At 58.2% G+C, this 18,718-nt stretch carries 18 protein-coding genes; 10 read left to right on the forward strand and 8 right to left on the reverse strand.

The genetic code is table 11. The features are described from left to right. Positions 1-3: 3 nt before the first annotated feature. The 4 genes from FXO12_RS11870 to FXO12_RS11885 all read right to left on the reverse strand — a co-directional run bounded on the left by FXO12_RS11870 (position 4) and on the right by FXO12_RS11885 (position 2,829). Positions 4-615, reverse strand: a complete 612-nt coding sequence (locus FXO12_RS11870; protein WP_057976049.1) for a phage baseplate assembly protein V — start codon at positions 613-615, stop codon at positions 4-6. A 3-nt stretch (positions 616-618) separates the two neighbouring features. After that, positions 619-1,134 carry a hypothetical protein gene (locus tag FXO12_RS11875; RefSeq protein WP_054917779.1) on the reverse strand — a complete coding sequence of 172 codons (516 nt, stop codon included), beginning with the start codon at positions 1,132-1,134 and terminating at the stop codon, positions 619-621. Between the two features lie 22 nt (positions 1,135-1,156). Beyond that, on the reverse strand, positions 1,157-1,495 hold the full coding sequence (locus FXO12_RS11880; protein WP_034126475.1) for a phage holin family protein: 339 nt from the start codon (positions 1,493-1,495) through the stop codon (positions 1,157-1,159). Between the two features lie 590 nt (positions 1,496-2,085). Then, positions 2,086-2,829 (reverse strand): XRE family transcriptional regulator, encoded by a 744-nt coding sequence (locus FXO12_RS11885; RefSeq protein WP_169918753.1) that lies wholly within the window; start codon positions 2,827-2,829, stop codon positions 2,086-2,088. A 225-nt stretch (positions 2,830-3,054) separates the two neighbouring features. Between FXO12_RS11885 and FXO12_RS11890 the strand changes: the two genes are divergently transcribed. From FXO12_RS11890 to fdxA, 4 genes are all read left to right on the forward strand, one after another. After that, entirely contained in the window at positions 3,055-3,543 is a 489-nt protein-coding gene (locus tag FXO12_RS11890) for a Panacea domain-containing protein (protein WP_034126473.1), read from the forward strand. After that, the gene (locus FXO12_RS11895) at positions 3,536-3,907 is read left to right on the forward strand and encodes a hypothetical protein (RefSeq protein WP_054897085.1); all 372 of its coding nucleotides are present in this window, start codon (positions 3,536-3,538) and stop codon (positions 3,905-3,907) included. Before FXO12_RS11890 ends, FXO12_RS11895 begins: the two co-directional genes overlap by 8 nt. Before the next feature lie 384 nt (positions 3,908-4,291). Further along, positions 4,292-6,883: a DNA mismatch repair protein MutS gene (mutS, locus tag FXO12_RS11900; protein ID WP_057976051.1), complete on the forward strand. Its 2,592-nt coding sequence runs from the start codon at positions 4,292-4,294 to the stop codon at positions 6,881-6,883. 142 nt (positions 6,884-7,025) lie between these two features. Continuing rightward, complete coding sequence (gene fdxA / locus FXO12_RS11905) at positions 7,026-7,349, forward strand: ferredoxin FdxA (RefSeq protein WP_003172109.1); 324 nt, start codon at positions 7,026-7,028, stop codon at positions 7,347-7,349. Positions 7,350-7,873: 524 nt separating this feature from the next. On the opposite strand, the gene apbC is transcribed toward fdxA, so the two are convergent. Then, positions 7,874-8,968: an iron-sulfur cluster carrier protein ApbC gene (gene apbC / locus FXO12_RS11910; RefSeq protein ID WP_034126470.1), complete on the reverse strand. Its 1,095-nt coding sequence runs from the start codon at positions 8,966-8,968 to the stop codon at positions 7,874-7,876. A 172-nt stretch (positions 8,969-9,140) separates the two neighbouring features. On the opposite strand from apbC, the gene metG reads away from it, so the two are divergent. The 4 genes from metG to FXO12_RS11930 all read left to right on the forward strand — a co-directional run bounded on the left by metG (position 9,141) and on the right by FXO12_RS11930 (position 13,237). Then, a complete protein-coding gene (metG, locus tag FXO12_RS11915) occupies positions 9,141-11,192 on the forward strand; it encodes a methionine--tRNA ligase (protein WP_034126469.1) in 2,052 nt (683 codons plus the stop codon). Between the two features lie 87 nt (positions 11,193-11,279). Then, entirely contained in the window at positions 11,280-12,248 is a 969-nt protein-coding gene (rsxB, locus tag FXO12_RS11920) for an electron transport complex subunit RsxB (RefSeq protein ID WP_160049678.1), read from the forward strand. 60 nt (positions 12,249-12,308) lie between these two features. Beyond that, positions 12,309-12,947 carry an endonuclease III gene (gene nth / locus FXO12_RS11925; RefSeq protein WP_057976052.1) on the forward strand — a complete coding sequence of 213 codons (639 nt, stop codon included), beginning with the start codon at positions 12,309-12,311 and terminating at the stop codon, positions 12,945-12,947. Positions 12,948-13,054: 107 nt separating this feature from the next. After that, positions 13,055-13,237, forward strand: a complete 183-nt coding sequence (locus tag FXO12_RS11930; RefSeq protein WP_014717144.1) for a PA3496 family putative envelope integrity protein — start codon at positions 13,055-13,057, stop codon at positions 13,235-13,237. 83 nt (positions 13,238-13,320) lie between these two features. Here the strand turns inward: FXO12_RS11930 and FXO12_RS11935 are convergent, their stop codons facing one another. The 3 genes from FXO12_RS11935 to FXO12_RS11945 form a co-directional block, all read right to left on the reverse strand. Continuing rightward, entirely contained in the window at positions 13,321-13,953 is a 633-nt protein-coding gene (locus FXO12_RS11935) for a response regulator transcription factor (protein ID WP_003188986.1), read from the reverse strand. Positions 13,954-14,566: 613 nt separating this feature from the next. After that, positions 14,567-15,784 (reverse strand): argininosuccinate synthase, encoded by a 1,218-nt coding sequence (locus FXO12_RS11940; protein ID WP_003188984.1) that lies wholly within the window; start codon positions 15,782-15,784, stop codon positions 14,567-14,569. A 129-nt stretch (positions 15,785-15,913) separates the two neighbouring features. Next, on the reverse strand, positions 15,914-16,822 hold the full coding sequence (locus tag FXO12_RS11945; RefSeq protein ID WP_054898040.1) for an OmpA family protein: 909 nt from the start codon (positions 16,820-16,822) through the stop codon (positions 15,914-15,916). Between the two features lie 156 nt (positions 16,823-16,978). On the opposite strand from FXO12_RS11945, the gene pyrC reads away from it, so the two are divergent. Further along, positions 16,979-18,025, forward strand: coding sequence for a dihydroorotase (gene pyrC, locus FXO12_RS11950; RefSeq protein WP_032893318.1), 1,047 nt, complete (start codon positions 16,979-16,981; stop codon positions 18,023-18,025). Next, complete coding sequence (rnt, locus tag FXO12_RS11955; RefSeq protein WP_003188980.1) at positions 18,022-18,693, forward strand: ribonuclease T; 672 nt, start codon at positions 18,022-18,024, stop codon at positions 18,691-18,693. Before pyrC ends, rnt begins: the two co-directional genes overlap by 4 nt. Positions 18,694-18,718: the final 25 nt, after the last annotated feature.

Below are 18,718 nucleotides of genomic sequence, written 5' to 3' on the forward strand. Positions count from 1 at the left end.
TCCTTATCGGGGGCTGATGACGCGTCCTTGATGGTCCACCACCGGGCCGCTGAAGTGCGCGCCGCCGGCATCCAGCAACAGGCTGGTACCGCCGATTTGCAGGGTGATGCTCTGGGCATTCATGGTCAGGCTGGCAGCGCCGACTTTAATGTCGACCTGTTCACGGGAGCCGCTGACGGTGGTTGGGCCGTTGACCCAGTTGAAGGTATGGCTGGCATCGTCGTAGTCGCTTTGGGTGCCGTCCTGGTGTCGACGCCGGGTCAGCGTCGCAACGCTGGAAACCGGCGGAAAGCGATCACTGTTAAGGCCGAACAGAGCCACGGATTGCACACCGCCCTCGCCCCCGCCGTAGTTGAGCAGCAGGCATTGTTCACCCACCGTGGGGATACGGGTTTCGGTTTGCGCACCGGCGCTGGGGTTGAAAAAACGGATCGCCGGGGTGAGCAAGTCACCATGGCTGACCTTGCAGGTGTTGCTGGCCGCGTCGACCTGCTGGCAGATGCCGATCCGGCAGAAGCTCTCGGCGCGGCGGTAGAGGTCCTCGAGCTGGGACTCCATCTCTGCCAGGCGTTCGACGATCGGTCCCAATTGCATGCGTAACAGCGCGTCGAACATGGGCTACTCCGCCAGTGGCTGGTATTGGGTTGGGTCGTCGATGTTGGAGACGTCCCAGGTACAGGCAAATAGCGGTTGGCCTGTGGGATCGTCGAGTAACGCCGGCCCCAGATAGAGGGTTTGCGTGAAGGAAACCGTCCAGGTGTCGTAGTCCGTTTCTACGGAAGTGCGCAAAGCGGGCGCAGCGACGATATTCGCGGGCAAATCGCACTGTGCCGGGGGCAGGTCCCATCGGTTATCCAGCACCAGGTCCATCAGTTGGCTGGCCAGGTCGCAGGCATCGAACGCCAATGCACCGGGAGCAACCATGGCCCTGAGTGAAATGGCCAAGACGTGGGCTTTGCGCCCCTCGCGAGAGCGAATGCCAGGGCCATTACCTTCGACCGTAACCATTACGCCGTTTTTTTCAGCGTCGCCCTGGAAATCCTGGTGGCTCCCCACCTTGAGGCCCGGAAGGGCTGCATGCAGCGCCGCGCCAATGGCCTGGGGCAGTTGCGATGGCTTTTCGATAAGCGTCATTTTAGTAGCGTCCTTGCAACAATTACTGCGGGTCCTGGCGGGAGCCTTGGTTGATCCCGATGCGCTTGGCCGCCCACCGCTCGTAAAGGCCGATAGCCACGTCGGCACCGGCCATGGCGGTCAGGCAACCAATGGCGCCGGCGGTCCAGATCGACATGCCGGCGGCGTAGCACAGCATCAAAGCCGAAACCCCGCAAACCATGCACGCCCCGGAACGCAGGGCCAGGCGGCGGATCAACGACCAACCGCGGGCGCCCTCCTTGTCGGCCCGCCACATCTCGCCGGATACACCGCCGATCACTGCCAGTACGATGACCAGCCAGATAGGCATCTCCGCTAACGCTTGCTGTTCACTTGTCATGTCACGCCTCCTGGCTGAGCAATAAATAGTCCGTATTTCATTTACAAATGCTTGAGTAGGTAGGCATTCCAAAAAGCCCGGTCGCCCGGGCTTTTCAGTAATGATGTCCTCGGACTTTCGGCGCTACTGGCGCGGTACGGTCCTTTCCTCGATGTTTTTCCGACCACGATCCCTGTCTGCCGGATAACTGCTTTTGGTGCTTTACGCTGCACACCCGGGTCAGTTGCCAACCCTCTGAACCGTTAAGGCCGGTTCATCGCTGCCTGTTGTTGAAGCGTTGAAACTAAAGAGCGTCGGCATCCTTGCCGGTGTTGCCTGGCCTCCCTGCCATCGCTTCGATGGCGTCCTTGCCGATGTTGCGTGCCTTCCTTGTCTTCCTTGGCAGCATCCTTGCCGCCTCCACCAGGCCTTGTTGGCTGGCTTGAGATGAAGAATATGCATGTATGCATATACAGTCAATGCACAAATGCATTTATTTTTGCTATAGGAATGCACGGATGCATTGGAAGCCTGGCGGGCTTGGGCTTTGCCGGTTTTCTATGGACGAAAAAAAACCCGCACATGAGCGGGTTTCTTCTTACGCGTGGAGGTTAGCGGGCGTACATGCCCCACCAGAAAACATGACCGAGGATGCTGATCTGCTCGTCCTGGATATCCTGGAAGCTGTAGTCCTCATCGGGGTGTTCATCACGGTTGAAGCTGCGCAGGCGAATACCGGAAGGCAGGCGGTAGAGCTGTTTAACCCGCAACTGGCCGTTGTGATTGATGGCATACAGGTCGCCATCCACGATATCGCCAATGCCGCTCTTGCCGGCATTCACCCCTACCGTGGCGCCGTCGCGCAATACCGGCAACATACTGTTGCCACGTACCGTCACGCATTTGGCCTGGTCGAACTGCACACCATTATGCCGCAGGCTGCGCTTGCCGAACCGCAGGCTGGCCTTCTCGCTTTCCTCGATGACGAATCTTCCTGATCCAGCAGCCAATTCAACCTCGCGCAGAAAGGGGATCGACACCTCGTCATCATTAACGGGGGTGTCGTCGTCCCACAGGCTTATGTCCTTGAGTTCCGAATGCATCGGGTCGCGCCCATCGTCGCGCACAACGCCCACTGCTGCGCGCCCGCGCAGGTAATCAGTACTTACGCGAAAATACTCGGCGATGCGCGAGATGTGTTTATCCGACGGATCAACGATCTTGCCGCTGAGGATCCGGGACAGTGTGGATTGAGGCACGCCGGTGCGCCGATGGAGCTCCGTGGGGGAGATCCGGTCGCGATCCAGCAGTTCTCTTAAGACGATAGAAACGTTGCGTTTTTGCATAACGCGGATAGTGACGGGAGTTTCTGAGGTTGGCAAATGCTAATTTGCATATTTATGCATTAAACATCCGACTTTCAATTAATTCGAATCAAAATACTGTATATACACCCAGTTATCGGCATTCTACTATTCTGCCAGCTTGGTATTGCTGCCGATCAACACCTTGCATGTCGACAACTCAAGGCCTATGTATAAAACTCTTTGACAACGTAGCCAGCAACGACGGAGGTGCTCATGGCTTATTCAGCGCTAGCTGTTGCTAACGCCTTCATTGAACGCGCGAAGGAAGGCAAGGTTTCGGGCCTGACCCCGATGAAGCTGCAGAAACTGCTGTTCTATACACAGTCCTGGCATTTGCGCGAACGGGACCAGCCCCTGATGGATGACCACTTCGCCCGCTGGCAATATGGCCCGGTCATCCCGTCGCTTTACCATGAGTTGAAATCCTACGGTAATCGCCCGGTGACCGCGCTGCTCAGCAACCTGAAGCCCGACGCCGAAGACATTGTCTTCGTGACACCGAGGGTTCCTGAGAGCGATACCTACACCCATCGTTTGATTGACCGGATCATTAACAAATACGGCAAATGGTCCGGCACCCAACTGTCCAACTTGTCCCACGAGGACGGCACAGCCTGGGCCCTCAAGGGTGCCGACGGTTCCGCCATCGACTGGGAAGACATGGCAACACTCATTCACCCAAAGAGCCGCATCCGTGAGTGAAGAACTCGACAACCTGGAACTCACCCTGCCCCCCGCGGCAGGGCCTGACCAGGACACCCAAGCCGGTGGCGAGCAAGCCATAGGCACCGACGATGAAAGAAACCAGAACCTAAAAGACCAGAAGGCCGAACGGCAACTGCGCAAGAAGTATGCGGGACGTGCATTCTGGTTTGCCGCCTGCGGTGTGATCTTCTGGGCGGTTCTTTTGGTTTGGAATGGGTGGTCGACGTATTACTCGGGTAAAGCGCCGTTCTCGGACAATGTAGTGATTGCCATCACTACGGCGACTTCAATCAATTTGTTTGCTGCGTTTCTTGGGGTGATCAGAGGGTTGTTTCCGGCCAGTGGGCGTAGATCCAAATAGTCTGGTCGTATTCAAGACCTGCGTTTCTATCTCGTATTGAGATATGAATGCGCGTGAGTCAGCCCCTGATTTTCAGGGCTCTGACCGGATTGTCTAACGCTGCTGCAATGCCTGATTGAACCGCTAACCTGTGGCGAGGGCGCTTGCTCTCGCTCGGCTGCGTAGCAGCCATTTTCCAGGGACGCTGCGCGCTCCACCGGGAGCAAGCCCCCTCGCCACGGTTATGTTGGTGTTTCTTGAGGCGGCACCGCTTTCGTGGTTTACCTGGCCGCTTGCGACCTGCGAAGGTCCGACCTCGCGTGTTAACCTTGCCGCCATCGCAAAAAATGCTGGGCCAAGCGCCCCCTTTGCCCCATCACTTTCAACGAATTTGCCTATTACCCAATGAGTAAAAACTCCTCAGATCTGTCCTCCCACACCCCGATGATGCAGCAGTACTGGCGCCTGAAAAACCAGCACCCTGATCAGTTGATGTTCTATCGCATGGGCGACTTCTACGAGATCTTCTATGAAGACGCGAAGAAGGCCGCCAAGCTGCTGGACATCACCCTGACCGCGCGCGGGCAGTCGGCGGGGCAGTCGATTCCGATGTGTGGGATTCCTTACCACTCGTTGGAAGGCTACCTGGTCAAGCTGGTGAAGCTGGGTGAGTCGGTGGTGATCTGTGAGCAGATCGGCGACCCGGCCACCAGTAAAGGGCCGGTGGAGCGTCAGGTAGTACGCATTATTACGCCGGGCACGGTGAGTGATGAGGCGTTGCTGGATGAGCGTCGCGACAACCTGATTGCGGCGGTGTTGGGCGATGAGCGTTTGTTCGGCCTGTCGGTGCTGGATATCACCAGCGGCAACTTCAGCGTGCTGGAGATCAAGGGCTGGGAGAACCTGTTGGCGGAACTTGAGCGTATCAATCCGGTGGAGTTGTTGATTCCGGATGATTGGCCCAAGGACTTGCCGGCAGAGAAACGTCGTGGGACCAAGCGTCGTGCACCGTGGGATTTCGAGCGCGACTCTGCGCTGAAAAGTCTGTGCCAGCAGTTCTCGGTGCAGGACCTTAAAGGCTTCGGTTGCGAAACCCTGACCCTGGCCATCGGTGCCGCAGGCTGCTTGCTCAGCTACGCCAAGGAAACCCAGCGCACTGCTCTGCCTCACTTGCGCAGCCTGCGCCATGAGCGTCTCGACGATACCGTGGTGCTCGATGGCGCCAGCCGTCGCAACCTGGAACTGGACACCAACCTGGCCGGTGGGCGTGATAACACCCTGCAATCGGTGGTGGACCGTTGCCAGACCGCGATGGGCAGCCGTTTGCTGACCCGTTGGTTGAACCGTCCGCTGCGGGATTTGACGGTGCTGCAAGCGCGCCAGTCTTCCATTACCTGCCTGCTCGACGGCTATCGCTTTGAAAAACTGCAGCCGCAACTGAAAGAGATTGGCGATATCGAGCGCATCCTGGCGCGGATCGGCCTGCGCAATGCGCGGCCCCGGGACTTGGCGCGCCTGCGCGATGCCTTGAGCGCCCTGCCGCAGCTGCAAGTCGCGATGACCGAACTGGACACGCCGCACCTGCAACAGCTTGCCGTCACCGCTGGCACTTACCCGGACCTCGCGGCGCTGCTGGAAAAGGCCATTATCGACAACCCGCCGGCGATCATTCGTGACGGCGGCGTGTTGAAAACCGGCTACGACAGCGAGCTGGATGAGCTGCAATCCCTGAGCGAAAACGCCGGGCAGTTCCTGATCGACCTGGAAGCCCGCGAAAAAGCCCGTACGGGCCTGGCCAACCTGAAGGTCGGCTACAACCGCGTGCATGGCTACTTTATCGAGCTGCCGAGCAAGCAGGCCGAGTCGGCGCCTATCGACTATCAACGTCGCCAGACCCTCAAAGGCGCCGAGCGTTTTATCACCCCTGAGCTCAAAGAGTTCGAAGACAAGGCGCTGTCAGCCAAAAGCCGCGCCCTGGCGCGGGAAAAAATGCTTTACGAAGCCTTGCTCGAGGACTTGATCAGCCGCCTGGCGCCGTTGCAAGACACCGCCGCCGCCCTGGCGGAGCTGGATGTATTGAGCAACCTCGCCGAACGTGCGTTGAACCTGGACCTCAATTGCCCACGGTTTGTCAGCGAACCGTGCATGCGTATCGTGCAAGGTCGTCACCCGGTGGTAGAGCAGGTGCTGACCACGCCGTTCGTCGCCAATGACCTGTCGCTGGACGACGATACCCGCATGTTGGTGATCACCGGTCCGAACATGGGTGGTAAATCCACTTACATGCGCCAGACCGCGCTTATCGTGTTGTTGGCGCATATCGGCAGCTTCGTACCGGCAGCCAGTTGCGAATTGTCCCTGGTAGACCGCATTTTCACGCGGATCGGCTCCAGCGATGACCTGGCCGGCGGCCGTTCGACCTTTATGGTGGAAATGAGCGAAACCGCCAACATTCTGCACAACGCCACCGAACGCAGCCTGGTGCTGATGGACGAAGTGGGCCGCGGCACCAGCACCTTCGACGGCCTGTCCCTGGCCTGGGCCGCGGCCGAACGCTTGGCGCATCTGCGTGCGTACACGCTGTTCGCCACGCACTACTTCGAGCTGACGGTGTTGCCGGAAAGCGAGCCGCTGGTGGCCAACGTGCATCTCAATGCCACCGAGCACAACGAGCGCATCGTGTTCCTGCACCATGTGCTGCCAGGGCCGGCGAGCCAGAGTTATGGTCTGGCCGTGGCGCAGTTGGCCGGTGTGCCGAACGAGGTGATCACCCGTGCCCGCGAACACCTCAGCCGCCTGGAAACAACGGCGCTGCCCCATGAAACCGTGGTCGCCAGCCCTGCCAAGGCCAGCAAGAAACCTGCCGCGCCGCACCAGAGCGATATGTTCGCCAGTTTGCCCCATCCAGTGCTGGATGAGTTGGCAAAACTTGACCTGGATGACTTGACGCCGCGTAAAGCGCTCGAAATGTTATATGCACTGAAGACTCGGATATAACGCAGACGCTTGCAAGCTGATAGAATCTCGCGCGGTTTGGGATGCTGCGGGCTTTTAGCCTGGTCCGCAGACTATCGCTCTCAAACCTCGCGAACCCCACCACAAGGGGTTTCGCTGCCGCCGCCTGAGGAGAAAATTAGAAATGACCTTCGTCGTCACCGACAACTGCATCAAGTGCAAGTACACCGACTGCGTAGAAGTCTGTCCGGTGGACTGCTTCTACGAAGGCCCGAATTTCCTGGTTATCCACCCGGATGAGTGCATCGACTGCGCCCTGTGTGAACCAGAATGCCCGGCCGTCGCGATTTTCTCCGAGGACGAAGTGCCTGCGGGCATGGAGCAATTCATTCAATTGAACGTCGAGCTGGCCGAAGTGTGGCCAAACATCACCGAGCGCAAAGATCCGATGCCGGATGCCGCTGAATGGGATGGCAAGCCCAACAAAATTGAGCAACTAGAGCGCTAAAGCGCCGCTGCCCAACAAAAAAAGGCCCCTTGAGGGCCTTTTTTGCGTTCGGGTGCCTGCATTCACTTTTCTACAGGCAAAAAAAAGGGGCGGTATGACCCGCCCACATTTTTTCCCTAGTCCCTGTATTCCTTTTCATCATCCTGATGAATCGCATCCTGCGACGTTCCTTCAAACCATCGTTCCTTGATGGCTGTGCCAATCCGTGGACACGGGGCTGATGTTAGAGCGTTCCCAGAGAAGTTCAACGCGATCCCCACGGCGGGCTGACAAACTTTTCCGCTCGCCAGAATTAAAATAATCTTTATTTTTCAAAAGCTTAGATAATAGCTTCGTCGATTCAAGACGTACGTAACCGCTAAAAAAACCAAACACTTACGGAAAAGTAAGCGAATGCTTACACGCGCATTACGCAAAATAGCAGCAAGCCTTATTGGCGCCCCACCTGTAGGAGCGAGCTCGCTCGCGAAAAACCTGAGAGCACCACGGATCGTCAGGCTTTTCGCGTAACCGTTAAAGCCTAATCAATCGTCGCTCACGGTAATGGTCGGCATCGCCGGCGTCGTCGCTTCCTGCAAAACAATCCGCGCACCGACGTGACGGGCCAATTCCTGATAGATCATCGCGATCTGCCCATCAGCCTCTGCCGCTACGGTAGGTTTGCCACCATCGGCCTGCTCGCGAATCTCCATCGCCAATGGCAACGATGCCAACAGTTCAACGCCATACTGGGTAGCGAGCTTCTCGCCCCCACCTTCACCGAACAGATGCTCGGCATGCCCGCAGTTGGAACAGATGTGCACCGCCATGTTTTCCACAACACCCAGCACCGGGATGTTGACCTTGCGGAACATCTCCACACCTTTCCTGGCGTCGAGCAGCGCCAGGTCCTGAGGCGTGGTGACAATCACTGCACCGGCCACCGGAACTTTCTGCGCAAGGGTCAACTGAATGTCGCCGGTGCCTGGCGGCATGTCGATCACCAGGTAGTCGAGGTCGCCCCAAGCCGTTTGTGTGACCAGTTGCAGCAACGCACCGGAGACCATCGGCCCGCGCCAGACCATCGGGGTGTTGTCATCGGTGAGAAACGCCATGGACATCACTTCCACACCCAGCGACTCGATGGGCACAAACCATTTTTGATCCTTCACCTTCGGCCGCGTGCCTTCGGCGATGCCGAACATCACGCCCTGGCTCGGCCCGTAGATGTCGGCATCGAGAATGCCCACGCGCGCACCTTCCCGCGCCAGGGCCAGGGCCAGGTTGGCCGCCGTGGTCGATTTACCCACACCGCCCTTGCCGGACGCCACCGCCACCACGTTCTTGACGTTGGCCAGGCCCGGGATCTGCGCCTGGGCCTTGTGCGGCGCGATCACACATTGGATATCGACCTTGGCCGAACCCACGCCGTCCAGGCCCTCGATGGCCATTTGCAACATCTGCGCCCAACCGCTTTTGAACAAACCCGCGGCATAACCCAGTTGCAACTGCACCGACACCTGGTCGCCCTGGACCTCGATGGCACGCACACAACCGGCACTGACCGGGTCCTGGTTCAAATAAGGGTCGGTGTACTGGCGAAGAACGGCTTCCACCGCTGCGCGATTGACGGCGCTCATGGGCTACTCCCGAAAAAAGACTGACTGAAACAGGCGGCTATCCTAACCGTTCCAGCCGCCGAACGGCATGCTTTCGAAGGTGCGCAAGACACTGAAACAGCGTCACGGGGTGAAATAAATTTCCCGGCGCTTTATAGTGGCCGACCTCCGTTTCATCAAGTAGCCGAGCCCCATGTCCGAGCCACGCAAGATCCTCGTTACCAGCGCCCTGCCCTATGCCAATGGTTCGATCCATCTTGGCCATATGCTTGAGTACATCCAGACCGATATGTGGGTGCGCTTCCAGAAGCATCGCGGCAATCAATGCATTTATGTCTGCGCGGACGACGCCCACGGTTCGGCCATCATGTTGCGCGCCGAAAAGGAAGGCATCACCCCGGAACAACTGATCGCCAACGTGCAGGCTGAACACAGCGCCGACTTTGCCGAGTTTCTGGTGGACTTCGATAACTTCCATTCGACCCACTCGGACGAAAACCGCGAGCTGTCGAGCCAGATCTACCTGCGGCTGAAAGAAGCCGGGCACATCGACCAACGTTCGGTGACCCAGTATTTCGACCCGGAAAAGAAGATGTTCCTGGCCGACCGTTTCATCAAGGGCACCTGCCCGAAATGCGGCACCGAAGACCAGTACGGCGACAACTGCGAAAAATGCGGCGCGACCTACGCACCGACCGACTTGAAGGATCCCAAGTCAGCGATCTCCGGCGCCACTCCGGTGCTCAAGGACTCGCAGCACTTCTTCTTCAAGCTCCCGGATTTCCAGCAAATGCTGCAAACCTGGACGCGCAGCGGCACCTTGCAGGACGCCGTGGCCAACAAACTCTCCGAATGGCTCGACAGTGGCCTGCAGCAGTGGGACATCTCCCGCGACGCGCCGTACTTCGGCTTCGAGATCCCGGGCGAGCCGGGCAAGTACTTCTATGTATGGCTGGACGCGCCGATCGGCTACATGGCCAGCTTCAAGAACCTGTGCGACCGCACCCCGGAGCTGGACTTCGACGCGTTCTGGGGCAAGGACTCCACCGCCGAGCTGTACCACTTCATCGGCAAGGACATCGTCAACTTCCACGCGCTGTTCTGGCCAGCGATGCTTGAAGGCTCGGGCTATCGCAAGCCGACCGGTATTGCCGTGCACGGCTACCTGACGGTCAACGGCCAGAAAATGTCCAAGTCCCGTGGCACCTTTATCAAGGCGCGCACCTACCTGGACCACCTGTCGCCGGAATACCTGCGCTATTACTACGCGTCCAAGCTGGGCCGTGGCGTCGACGACCTGGACCTGAATCTGGAAGACTTCGTACAGAAGGTCAACTCGGACCTGGTGGGTAAAGTCGTCAACATCGCCAGCCGTTGCGCCGGGTTTATCCACAAGGGCAACGCCGGTGTACTGGTAGCCGAGAACGCCGCACCGGAACTGACCGACGCCTTCCTGGCCGCCGCGCCGAGCATCGCCGACGCTTATGAAGCCCGCGACTTTGCCCGCGCCATGCGCGAGATCATGGGCCTGGCCGACCGCGCCAACGCCTGGATCGCCGACAAGGCGCCGTGGTCACTGAACAAGCAGGAAGGCAAGGAAGCTGAAGTCCAGGCGATCTGCGCCACCGGAGTCAACCTGTTCCGTCAGTTGGTGATCTTCCTCAAGCCGGTGCTGCCATTGCTGGCCGCCGATGCCGAGGCGTTCCTCAACGTACCGCCGTTGAGCTGGAACGATCACACCACCTTGCTCGGCAATCATCAGTTGAACGCGTTCAAGCCCTTGATGACCCGAATTGACCCGGTGAAAGTCCAGGCAATGACCGACGCTTCGAAAGAAGACCTGGTCGCCAGCCAGACTGATACCGGCCAATCCACGCCGGCGGGCAATGGCGAGCTGGCCAAGGACCCGATTTCCCCGGAAATCGATTTCGACGCCTTTGCCGCCGTAGACCTGCGTGTGGCGCTGATCATCAAGGCCGAAGCCGTGGAAGGTGCCGACAAGCTGCTGCGCCTGACGCTGGATATCGGTGACGAACAGCGCAACGTGTTCTCCGGCATCAAGAGCGCTTACCCGGACCCGTCCAAGCTCGATGGCCGCCTGACCATGATGATCGCCAACCTCAAGCCACGGAAAATGAAGTTCGGCATTTCCGAAGGCATGGTGATGGCGGCGGGCCCTGGCGGCGAAGAAATCTACCTGCTGAGCCCGGACAGCGGTGCCAAGCCGGGTCAACGCATCAAGTAACCTCTGCAAAATGCCCCGCTGTTGCTACGGCGGGGCTTCTCAGCTTGCCCTCCTCCCAGGGCCGGGCGTCCACGCTATGATCACAGCATGAACCTCATTCAACGTATCGACGCGCTGCTGCCGCAGACTCAATGCGGCAAGTGCGGGCACCCGGGTTGCAAGCCTTACGCAGAAGGCATCGCTAAAGGCGAAGCCATCAACAAGTGCCCGCCCGGTGGGCAGGATACCATTGCCGGGCTCGCGCAACTGCTGCGCCTGCCGGTACTGGAGCTGGACACCAGCCGTGGAGATGCGCCTGCGCAAGTCGCCTATATCCGCGAAGCCGAATGCATCGGCTGTACCAAATGCATCCAGGCCTGCCCGGTGGACGCCATTGTGGGTGCCGCCAAGTTGATGCACACCGTGATTGTCGACGAGTGCACAGGTTGCGACCTGTGTGTTGCGCCCTGCCCTGTCGACTGTATCGAGATGCGCCCGCTTGCTGACGTTGTGCCTATCGTCGGTGACTTGGCCAGCAACGATGATGAACGGCGTGCACGCGACCTCAAACGCAACCGGGCGCGGCGACGCTTCGAACAACGTAACGCCCGCCTGCAACGTGAAGAAGCCTGCAAGCTCGCCGAACGACTGGCACGAGCCAAGCGCGCAGCGCCGATGGAGGTTGCACCGGTCGATAACACTCAGGCCGCTCAGGACGCTGCGATCAAGCAGGCCAAAAGCAGCGTCGCCATGAGTCGCGCTCAGTTGCACAAATCCTTGAAAGCGTTTGGGCATCCGCCGACCTTTGAGCAACAGTCGCAATTGATTATGCTGCAGCGACAGTTCGAGGCATCCGAGCAGGCGCTTGCCGCACTGGAGGCCAACAGCTCACCGCAGCCACCAAAGACGACCACTAAAAGCGCCGAGTTCAAGCGCGCAAAAATCCAGCTGGCCATGCGCCGTGCAGCGTTGAAAAAGGCTCGGGATCACCATGCTGACGAGCATCAATTGGCAACCTTGAAAGCTGCATTGAATGACGCCGAGCAAACGCTGCAAGATGCCGAGGCCAACGGCTGACCCACTGCGCTGTGTATTACTAACATCACGCCGACCGCCTGCAAGGAAACGTCTGTCCCTATGAATGCCGCAAAACGCCTGGAAATCTTCCGCAGGTTTCACGAAGACAATCCGGAACCGAAAACCGAACTGGCCTACTCCTCACCGTTCGAATTACTGATTGCGGTGATCCTTTCGGCTCAATCCACGGACGTTGGCGTTAACAAGGCCACGGCGAAGTTGTACCCTGTGGCCAATACACCCGCCGCGATTTACGCTCTGGGTGTGGAAGGCCTGTCCGAATACATCAAGACCATCGGCCTGTATAACAGCAAGGCCAAGAATGTGATCGAAACGTGCCGCCTGCTGTTGGAGCTGCATGGAGGCGAGGTACCACAAACCCGCGAAGCCCTCGAAGCCTTGCCTGGCGTGGGCCGCAAAACGGCAAACGTGGTGCTCAATACGGCGTTTCGGCAGTTGACCATGGCGGTGGACACGCACATTTTCCGCGTCAGCAACCGAACCGGCATTGCACGGGGCAAGAATGTAATTGAGGTGGAAAAGCAATTGATGAAGTTCGTGCCCAAGCCCTATCTGCTCGACTCCCACCATTGGCTGATCCTGCACGGACGCTACGTTTGCCAGGCCCGCAAGCCGCGCTGCGGCAGCTGCCGTATCGAAGACTTGTGCGAATACAAGGACAAGACCTCCGACGATTGAGCGATCATTGGTTTTTGTGATCAGACGATTGAAAAAATCTTTTTTACCCGTTCGCGGATTATCGCTATAAGGAGCCCCAACGGCAGTCTTAGCCTGGAGTTGACCTTATGAGCGCTGGCAACGAACAACTGGAAGTGGAAGACGACCTCGTTGAGTCGGATGACGATGTGGTAGAGGCACCTGTGGCAGAGGTGGCCAAGACCAATTTAAGCAAACGCCGCACTATCGACAATCTTCTGGAAGAGCGACGCTTGCAAAAACAGCTGGCCGATTACGACTTCGATCTCTGATCGAGCCGTTGACGGCCGGAAGCCTCCCTGACGGAGGCTTTTTTCTGCCGGTTACACGGGTATTCAAGGGGGGCAATATCCTCCTAGACCAAGCCGTTGCGCTGGGCCAGTTCGATCAGGTCCACGAGGGACCTGGCATTGAGCTTGAGCAGCAAGCGCGTCTTGTAGGTACTGACGGTTTTGTTGCTGAGGAACATGCCATCGGCAATTTCCTTGTTGGTTTTGCCACGGGCCAGTTGCTGCAGCACCATCATCTCCCGTCCCGATAAGCGTTCGACCATGTCGGCTTCACTGGCATTGCCCATGGTTGACCGCACTGAGTTGAGCGCCTGGTTCGGGAAATAGCTATAGCCGGAAAGCACCGCCTTGATGGCACTGAGCAACTCTGTCAGATCCTGCTGCTTGCACACATAGCCGGCGGCACCCGCCTGCATGCAGCGCATGGAAAAATGGCCAGGCGCCTGGGACGTCAGCACCAGCACCTTGAACGAGACGGCTTGCTTGGTCGAAGCCAGCCGACAAATAACTTCCAGACCGTCGAGCTTGGGGATTCCGATATCCAGTATCACAATATCCGGCATATGTTCCCGTGCAAGTTGCAACGCATCGACACCGTTATCAGTCTCGGCAACGACCTCATAACCATGACGCTCCATTAGCATGCGCACAGCAAGACGAATGACGGGATGATCATCCACGATCAGCACTTTATTCATGAGAAAGTCCAATTTCGCTGTTCGAATTATTTAGAGCAAACACAATAGCCTAGTCGATTACTAGTTGGCATAGCATTCCCCCCCGAGCAAGAGCAGGCAGAGACCCAACCCACAAGAAGATAGGAATTAGCCTACAAAAATTCGCCAACTTAGATGCATAGAGCTTTATGGTTGCTTTCAGACCTTTCTCGACGCGTACATATTTTGAGTGAAAGATCATGACCATCAGCCCGTGAAAGTAAACGTGCCGCACAAGTCTTTCAGGAAATACCCCTTGTTTGTCGCAATGGCGCCAGCAAACCGCCCCGAAAAAACTATCCGCATTAGTTCCATTTAACATATTTCGACACTTCCATAATTCCTACAGAAAATTCAACAACTCACATATCCATTGCAGCTACATGAGTGAATTTTCTGTCAGACATAGTTCCTCCTCAGATGTAAAAAATCATTCAACCTTAAAAACATAAAGATAAACTGGATAATAATTGCGCAAGTTACGGAAAAATCCTTAAACACACGCTAAACGCTAATAAACAGCGCCGCATCTAAAATCCAGGCAAAAAAAATGACCCCTTGCAAAAGGGGCCATTTTTCACGACGGGCGCACGGTTCAGAACAACGAGCGGCCCTTGTTGGCAGCAATGCGCATGCGCAGTGCGTTCAACTTGATGAAGCCTGCCGCGTCCGCCTGATTGTAGGCGCCGCCGTCTTCTTCGAAGGTGGCGATGTTGGAGTCGAACAGCGACTCATCGGACTTGCGGCCGGTGACGATCACGTTGCCCTTGTACAGCTTCAGGCGCACGACACCGTTCACGTGGGCCTGGGAAGCGTCGATCATCTGTTGCAGCATCAGACGCTCAGGGCTCCACCAGTAACCGGTGTAGATCAGGCTGGCATACTTGGGCATCAGCTCGTCTTTAAGGTGGGCGACTTCACGGTCCAGGGTGATGGACTCGATGGCGCGGTGGGCACGCAGCATGATGGTGCCGCCCGGGGTTTCGTAGCAACCGCGAGACTTCATGCCCACATAACGGTTCTCGACGATGTCGAGACGGCCGATACCATGCTGACCGCCGATACGGTTCAGGGTCGCCAGTACGGTGGCCGGGGTCATTTCAACGCCGTCCAGCGCAACGATGTCGCCGTTGCGGTAAGTCAGTTCCAGGTACTGCGCCTTGTCTGGAGCGTTCTCCGGGGAGACCGTCCATTTCCACATATCTTCTTCGTGCTCGGTCCAGGTGTCTTCCAGCACGCCGCCTTCATAGGAAATGTGCAGCAGGTTGGCGTCCATTGAGTACGGCGACTTCTTCTTGCCATGGCGCTCGATCGGAATAGCGTGCTTTTCAGCGTAATCCATCAGCTTTTCACGGGACAGCAGGTCCCATTCACGCCACGGCGCAATGACTTTAACGCCTGGCTTGAGTGCGTAGGCACCCAGTTCGAAACGTACCTGGTCGTTGCCCTTGCCGGTGGCGCCGTGAGAAATGGCGTCGGCGCCCGTTTCGTTGGCGATCTCGATCAGGCGCTTGGCGATCAGCGGACGTGCGATGGAGGTACCCAGCAGGTACTCACCTTCGTAGACAGTGTTGGCGCGAAACATCGGGAAAACGAAATCGCGGACGAACTCTTCGCGCAGGTCGTCAATGTAGATCTCTTTCACGCCCATGGCTTGCGCCTTGGCACGTGCAGGTTCGACCTCTTCACCCTGACCCAGGTCAGCGGTGAAGGTCACCACTTCACAGTTATAAGTATCCTGCAGCCACTTGAGGATCACCGAAGTGTCCAGGCCGCCGGAATACGCGAGAACGACCTTGTTTACGTCGGCCATGCCATCACTCCACGGGGTTGTACGGAAAGGCGACGATTCTACCGATCAAAACCGTGAAATTACAGGGGCGCGACAGCAAATGAAGATAAAGCGACAGATTATGTCGAGTGGGCGACCGATGGTCGCCTCTTATGAGGTAGCCGCCGAGTTGCTCGGCGCAGTGGCCTGAGGCGCCGGTTTCTCTGGGGCAGCCACCCGCTCAAGCTGAATATTTACACGGCGGTTACGCGCACGGTTGGTGGCATTAGTGTTGGGCGCCAAGGGGTAGCTTTCGCCATGGAAGCGCATCGTGATTTGCGATTCCTGAATGCCGTTGGCCTTGAAGTAGTCCATCACCGCCAGGGCGCGGCGCCGTGAGACGTCACGGTTGGTCAGGCGATTGCCACTGTTATCGGAATGACCGTTCAACTCGACATGATTGACCGTGGGATCGGCTTTCATGAATACCAGGATCACCGACAACTTCTTCTTGGCCGCCGCGTCCAGCTCAATACCACCACCGGGGAAGCCCACTTCAGTCTGTTTGACCTGGTCGTAATTCATGGGCAGCAGCTTGGTGGTGCACACCTGATAATCGTTGTACGCCTTGTTGAACTTCACAGGCAGCAGGCGAATTTCCGAGTAGCCGCCTTGACGCCCGTAATGCCGCACGGTCGGGCTGCGCCCTTCAAGCAAACCCGTGAACAGGCGGCCGGCCTGGGCCTGGGAGCTATTGAACAGGACGTCGCCGCTGCCGACACGCACGGCCCCAAGGTTGATATCACCTCGGCCCGGCTGCCACGGCGCGGCCGCGGCCAATAAGGTTGCCGAGCCGGCGCCAAGAGTGCCGCCATAGGTTTTCAGACGAAACGTTGCCTGCTCACCGGCCCGGCGCACGAACTCACCGGAACCGAAATCGGTGATCGGCTGGGTCAGGCGGCACTCGAACTGATCGCCCTCTACCTTCCACTCAATATTCTCCAGACGTGTCTGGAACGTGAGGGCCGCCGCAGGCAGGCTGGCGAACACACTGAGCAGGGCTAGACAATACTGGCGCACGGGAGGCTCCACTGGTTTCTACAACACTTCAAAGCGTCATACATCGTTAAGGCATACCCGGAGATATCGGTAGCATCCGGCAAAACTTGATAGCGAGTGCCTGCAAGAGTCTTTTCCGGTAGCATTCCCACCAGATTGACCCGCCTGGAATCCCCAATGTCCGACCGCCTGACCCTGCTGCGTCCCGACGACTGGCATATTCATCTTCGCGATGGTGCTGCGTTACCCCAAACCGTGGCCGATGTGGCCCGCACGTTTGGCCGTGCCATCATCATGCCTAACCTGGTACCTCCGGTGCGCAATGCCGCAGAAGCCGACGCCTATCGCCAGCGCATCCTCGCTGCACGACCGGCCGGCAGCCGCTTCGAACCGTTGATGGTGCTCTACCTGACCGACCGCACCCAGCCTGAAGAAATTCGTGAAGCCAAGGCCAGCGGTTATGTGCACGCCGCCAAGCTGTACCCGGCAGGTGCGACCACCAACTCCGATTCCGGTGTAACCAGTATCGACAAGATCCTGCCGGCGATTGAAGCCATGGCGGAGGTCGGCATGCCATTGCTGATCCACGGGGAAGTCACTCGTGGCGACGTGGATGTGTTCGATCGCGAAAAAATCTTCATCGATGAACACATGCGTCGTGTGGTCGAGTTGTTCCCTACGCTCAAAGTGGTGTTTGAACACATCACCACCGCCGATGCGGTGCAGTTCGTCAGCGAAGCGTCGGCCAACGTTGGCGCGACCATCACCGCTCATCACCTGCTCTACAACCGCAACCACATGCTGGTGGGCGGGATTCGGCCGCATTTCTATTGCCTGCCTATTCTCAAGCGCAATACCCACCAGGTGGCGCTGCTGGATGCCGCCACCAGCGGCAGCCCGAAGTTCTTTCTCGGCACCGACTCTGCGCCACACGCCCAGCACGCCAAGGAAGCCGCATGCGGCTGCGCCGGCTGCTACACCGCGTTTGCCGCCATCGAGTTGTACGCCGAAGCGTTCGAACAGCGTAACGCGCTGGACAAACTCGAAGGTTTCGCCAGCCTCAACGGCCCGCGTTTCTACGGCCTGCCGGCGAATACCGACCGCATTACCCTGGTCCGTGAAGACTGGACCGCCCCTGCCAGCCTGCCGTTTGGCGAGCTGACCGTTATCCCGCTGCGCGCCGGTGAAACACTGCGCTGGCGCCTGCTGGAGGAAAGCAAGTGAGTGAAGACCATTACGACGACGAACAAGAGCACGGCGGTGGCGGCTCGCGCCATCCGATGGCCGAGCGTTTTCGCGGCTATCTGCCGGTCGTCATCGACGTAGAAACCGGTGGTTTCAACTGCGCCACCGATGCCTTGCTGGAAATTGCCGCAACCACCATCGGCATGGACGAACAGGGCTTTGTGTACCCGGAGCACACCCATTTCTTTCGCGTCGAGCCGTTTGAAGGCGCCAATATCGAAGCCGCTGCCCTGGAATTCACCGGGATCAAACTCGACCACCCACTGCGTATGGCGGTAAGTGAAGAAGCGGCGCTGACCGATATCTTCCGTGGCGTGCGCAAGGCGTTGAAGGCCAATGGCTGCAAACGTGCGATCCTGGTCGGCCACAACAGCAGTTTCGACCTGGGCTTCCTGAACGCCGCCGTGGCGCGGCTGGACATGAAGCGCAACCCGTTTCATCCGTTCTCCAGTTTCGACACCGCAACGCTTGCCGGCCTGGCCTACGGTCAGACCGTTCTGGCCAAAGCCTGCCAGGCGGCCGGTATCGACTTTGACGGGCGTGAAGCCCACTCGGCCCGCTACGACACCGAGAAGACCGCCGAGCTGTTCTGCGGCATCGTCAACCGCTGGAAACAGATGGGCGGCTGGGAAGACTTCAACGACTGAAGGCAAATCCCGCGCATAAAAAAAC

The organism is Pseudomonas sp. J380, assembly GCF_009827115.1.
Lineage (GTDB): Bacteria > Pseudomonadota > Gammaproteobacteria > Pseudomonadales > Pseudomonadaceae > Aquipseudomonas > Aquipseudomonas paracarnis.

Excerpts from the sequence above, each read along its gene's own strand:
- FXO12_RS11870 (WP_057976049.1), bottom strand. The coding sequence starts at position 615 with ATGTTCGACGCGCTGTTACGCATGCAATTGGGACCGATCGTCGAACGC.
- FXO12_RS11875 (WP_054917779.1), bottom strand. The coding sequence starts at position 1,134 with ATGACGCTTATCGAAAAGCCATCGCAACTGCCCCAGGCCATTGGCGCG.
- FXO12_RS11880 (WP_034126475.1), bottom strand. The coding sequence starts at position 1,495 with ATGACAAGTGAACAGCAAGCGTTAGCGGAGATGCCTATCTGGCTGGTC.
- FXO12_RS11890 (WP_034126473.1), top strand. The coding sequence starts at position 3,055 with ATGGCTTATTCAGCGCTAGCTGTTGCTAACGCCTTCATTGAACGCGCG.
- mutS (WP_057976051.1), top strand. The coding sequence starts at position 4,292 with ATGAGTAAAAACTCCTCAGATCTGTCCTCCCACACCCCGATGATGCAG.
- fdxA (WP_003172109.1), top strand. The coding sequence starts at position 7,026 with ATGACCTTCGTCGTCACCGACAACTGCATCAAGTGCAAGTACACCGAC.
- apbC (WP_034126470.1), bottom strand. The coding sequence starts at position 8,968 with ATGAGCGCCGTCAATCGCGCAGCGGTGGAAGCCGTTCTTCGCCAGTAC.
- metG (WP_034126469.1), top strand. The coding sequence starts at position 9,141 with ATGTCCGAGCCACGCAAGATCCTCGTTACCAGCGCCCTGCCCTATGCC.
- rsxB (WP_160049678.1), top strand. The coding sequence starts at position 11,280 with ATGAACCTCATTCAACGTATCGACGCGCTGCTGCCGCAGACTCAATGC.
- nth (WP_057976052.1), top strand. The coding sequence starts at position 12,309 with ATGAATGCCGCAAAACGCCTGGAAATCTTCCGCAGGTTTCACGAAGAC.
- FXO12_RS11930 (WP_014717144.1), top strand. The coding sequence starts at position 13,055 with ATGAGCGCTGGCAACGAACAACTGGAAGTGGAAGACGACCTCGTTGAG.
- FXO12_RS11935 (WP_003188986.1), bottom strand. The coding sequence starts at position 13,953 with ATGAATAAAGTGCTGATCGTGGATGATCATCCCGTCATTCGTCTTGCT.
- FXO12_RS11940 (WP_003188984.1), bottom strand. The coding sequence starts at position 15,784 with ATGGCCGACGTAAACAAGGTCGTTCTCGCGTATTCCGGCGGCCTGGAC.
- pyrC (WP_032893318.1), top strand. The coding sequence starts at position 16,979 with ATGTCCGACCGCCTGACCCTGCTGCGTCCCGACGACTGGCATATTCAT.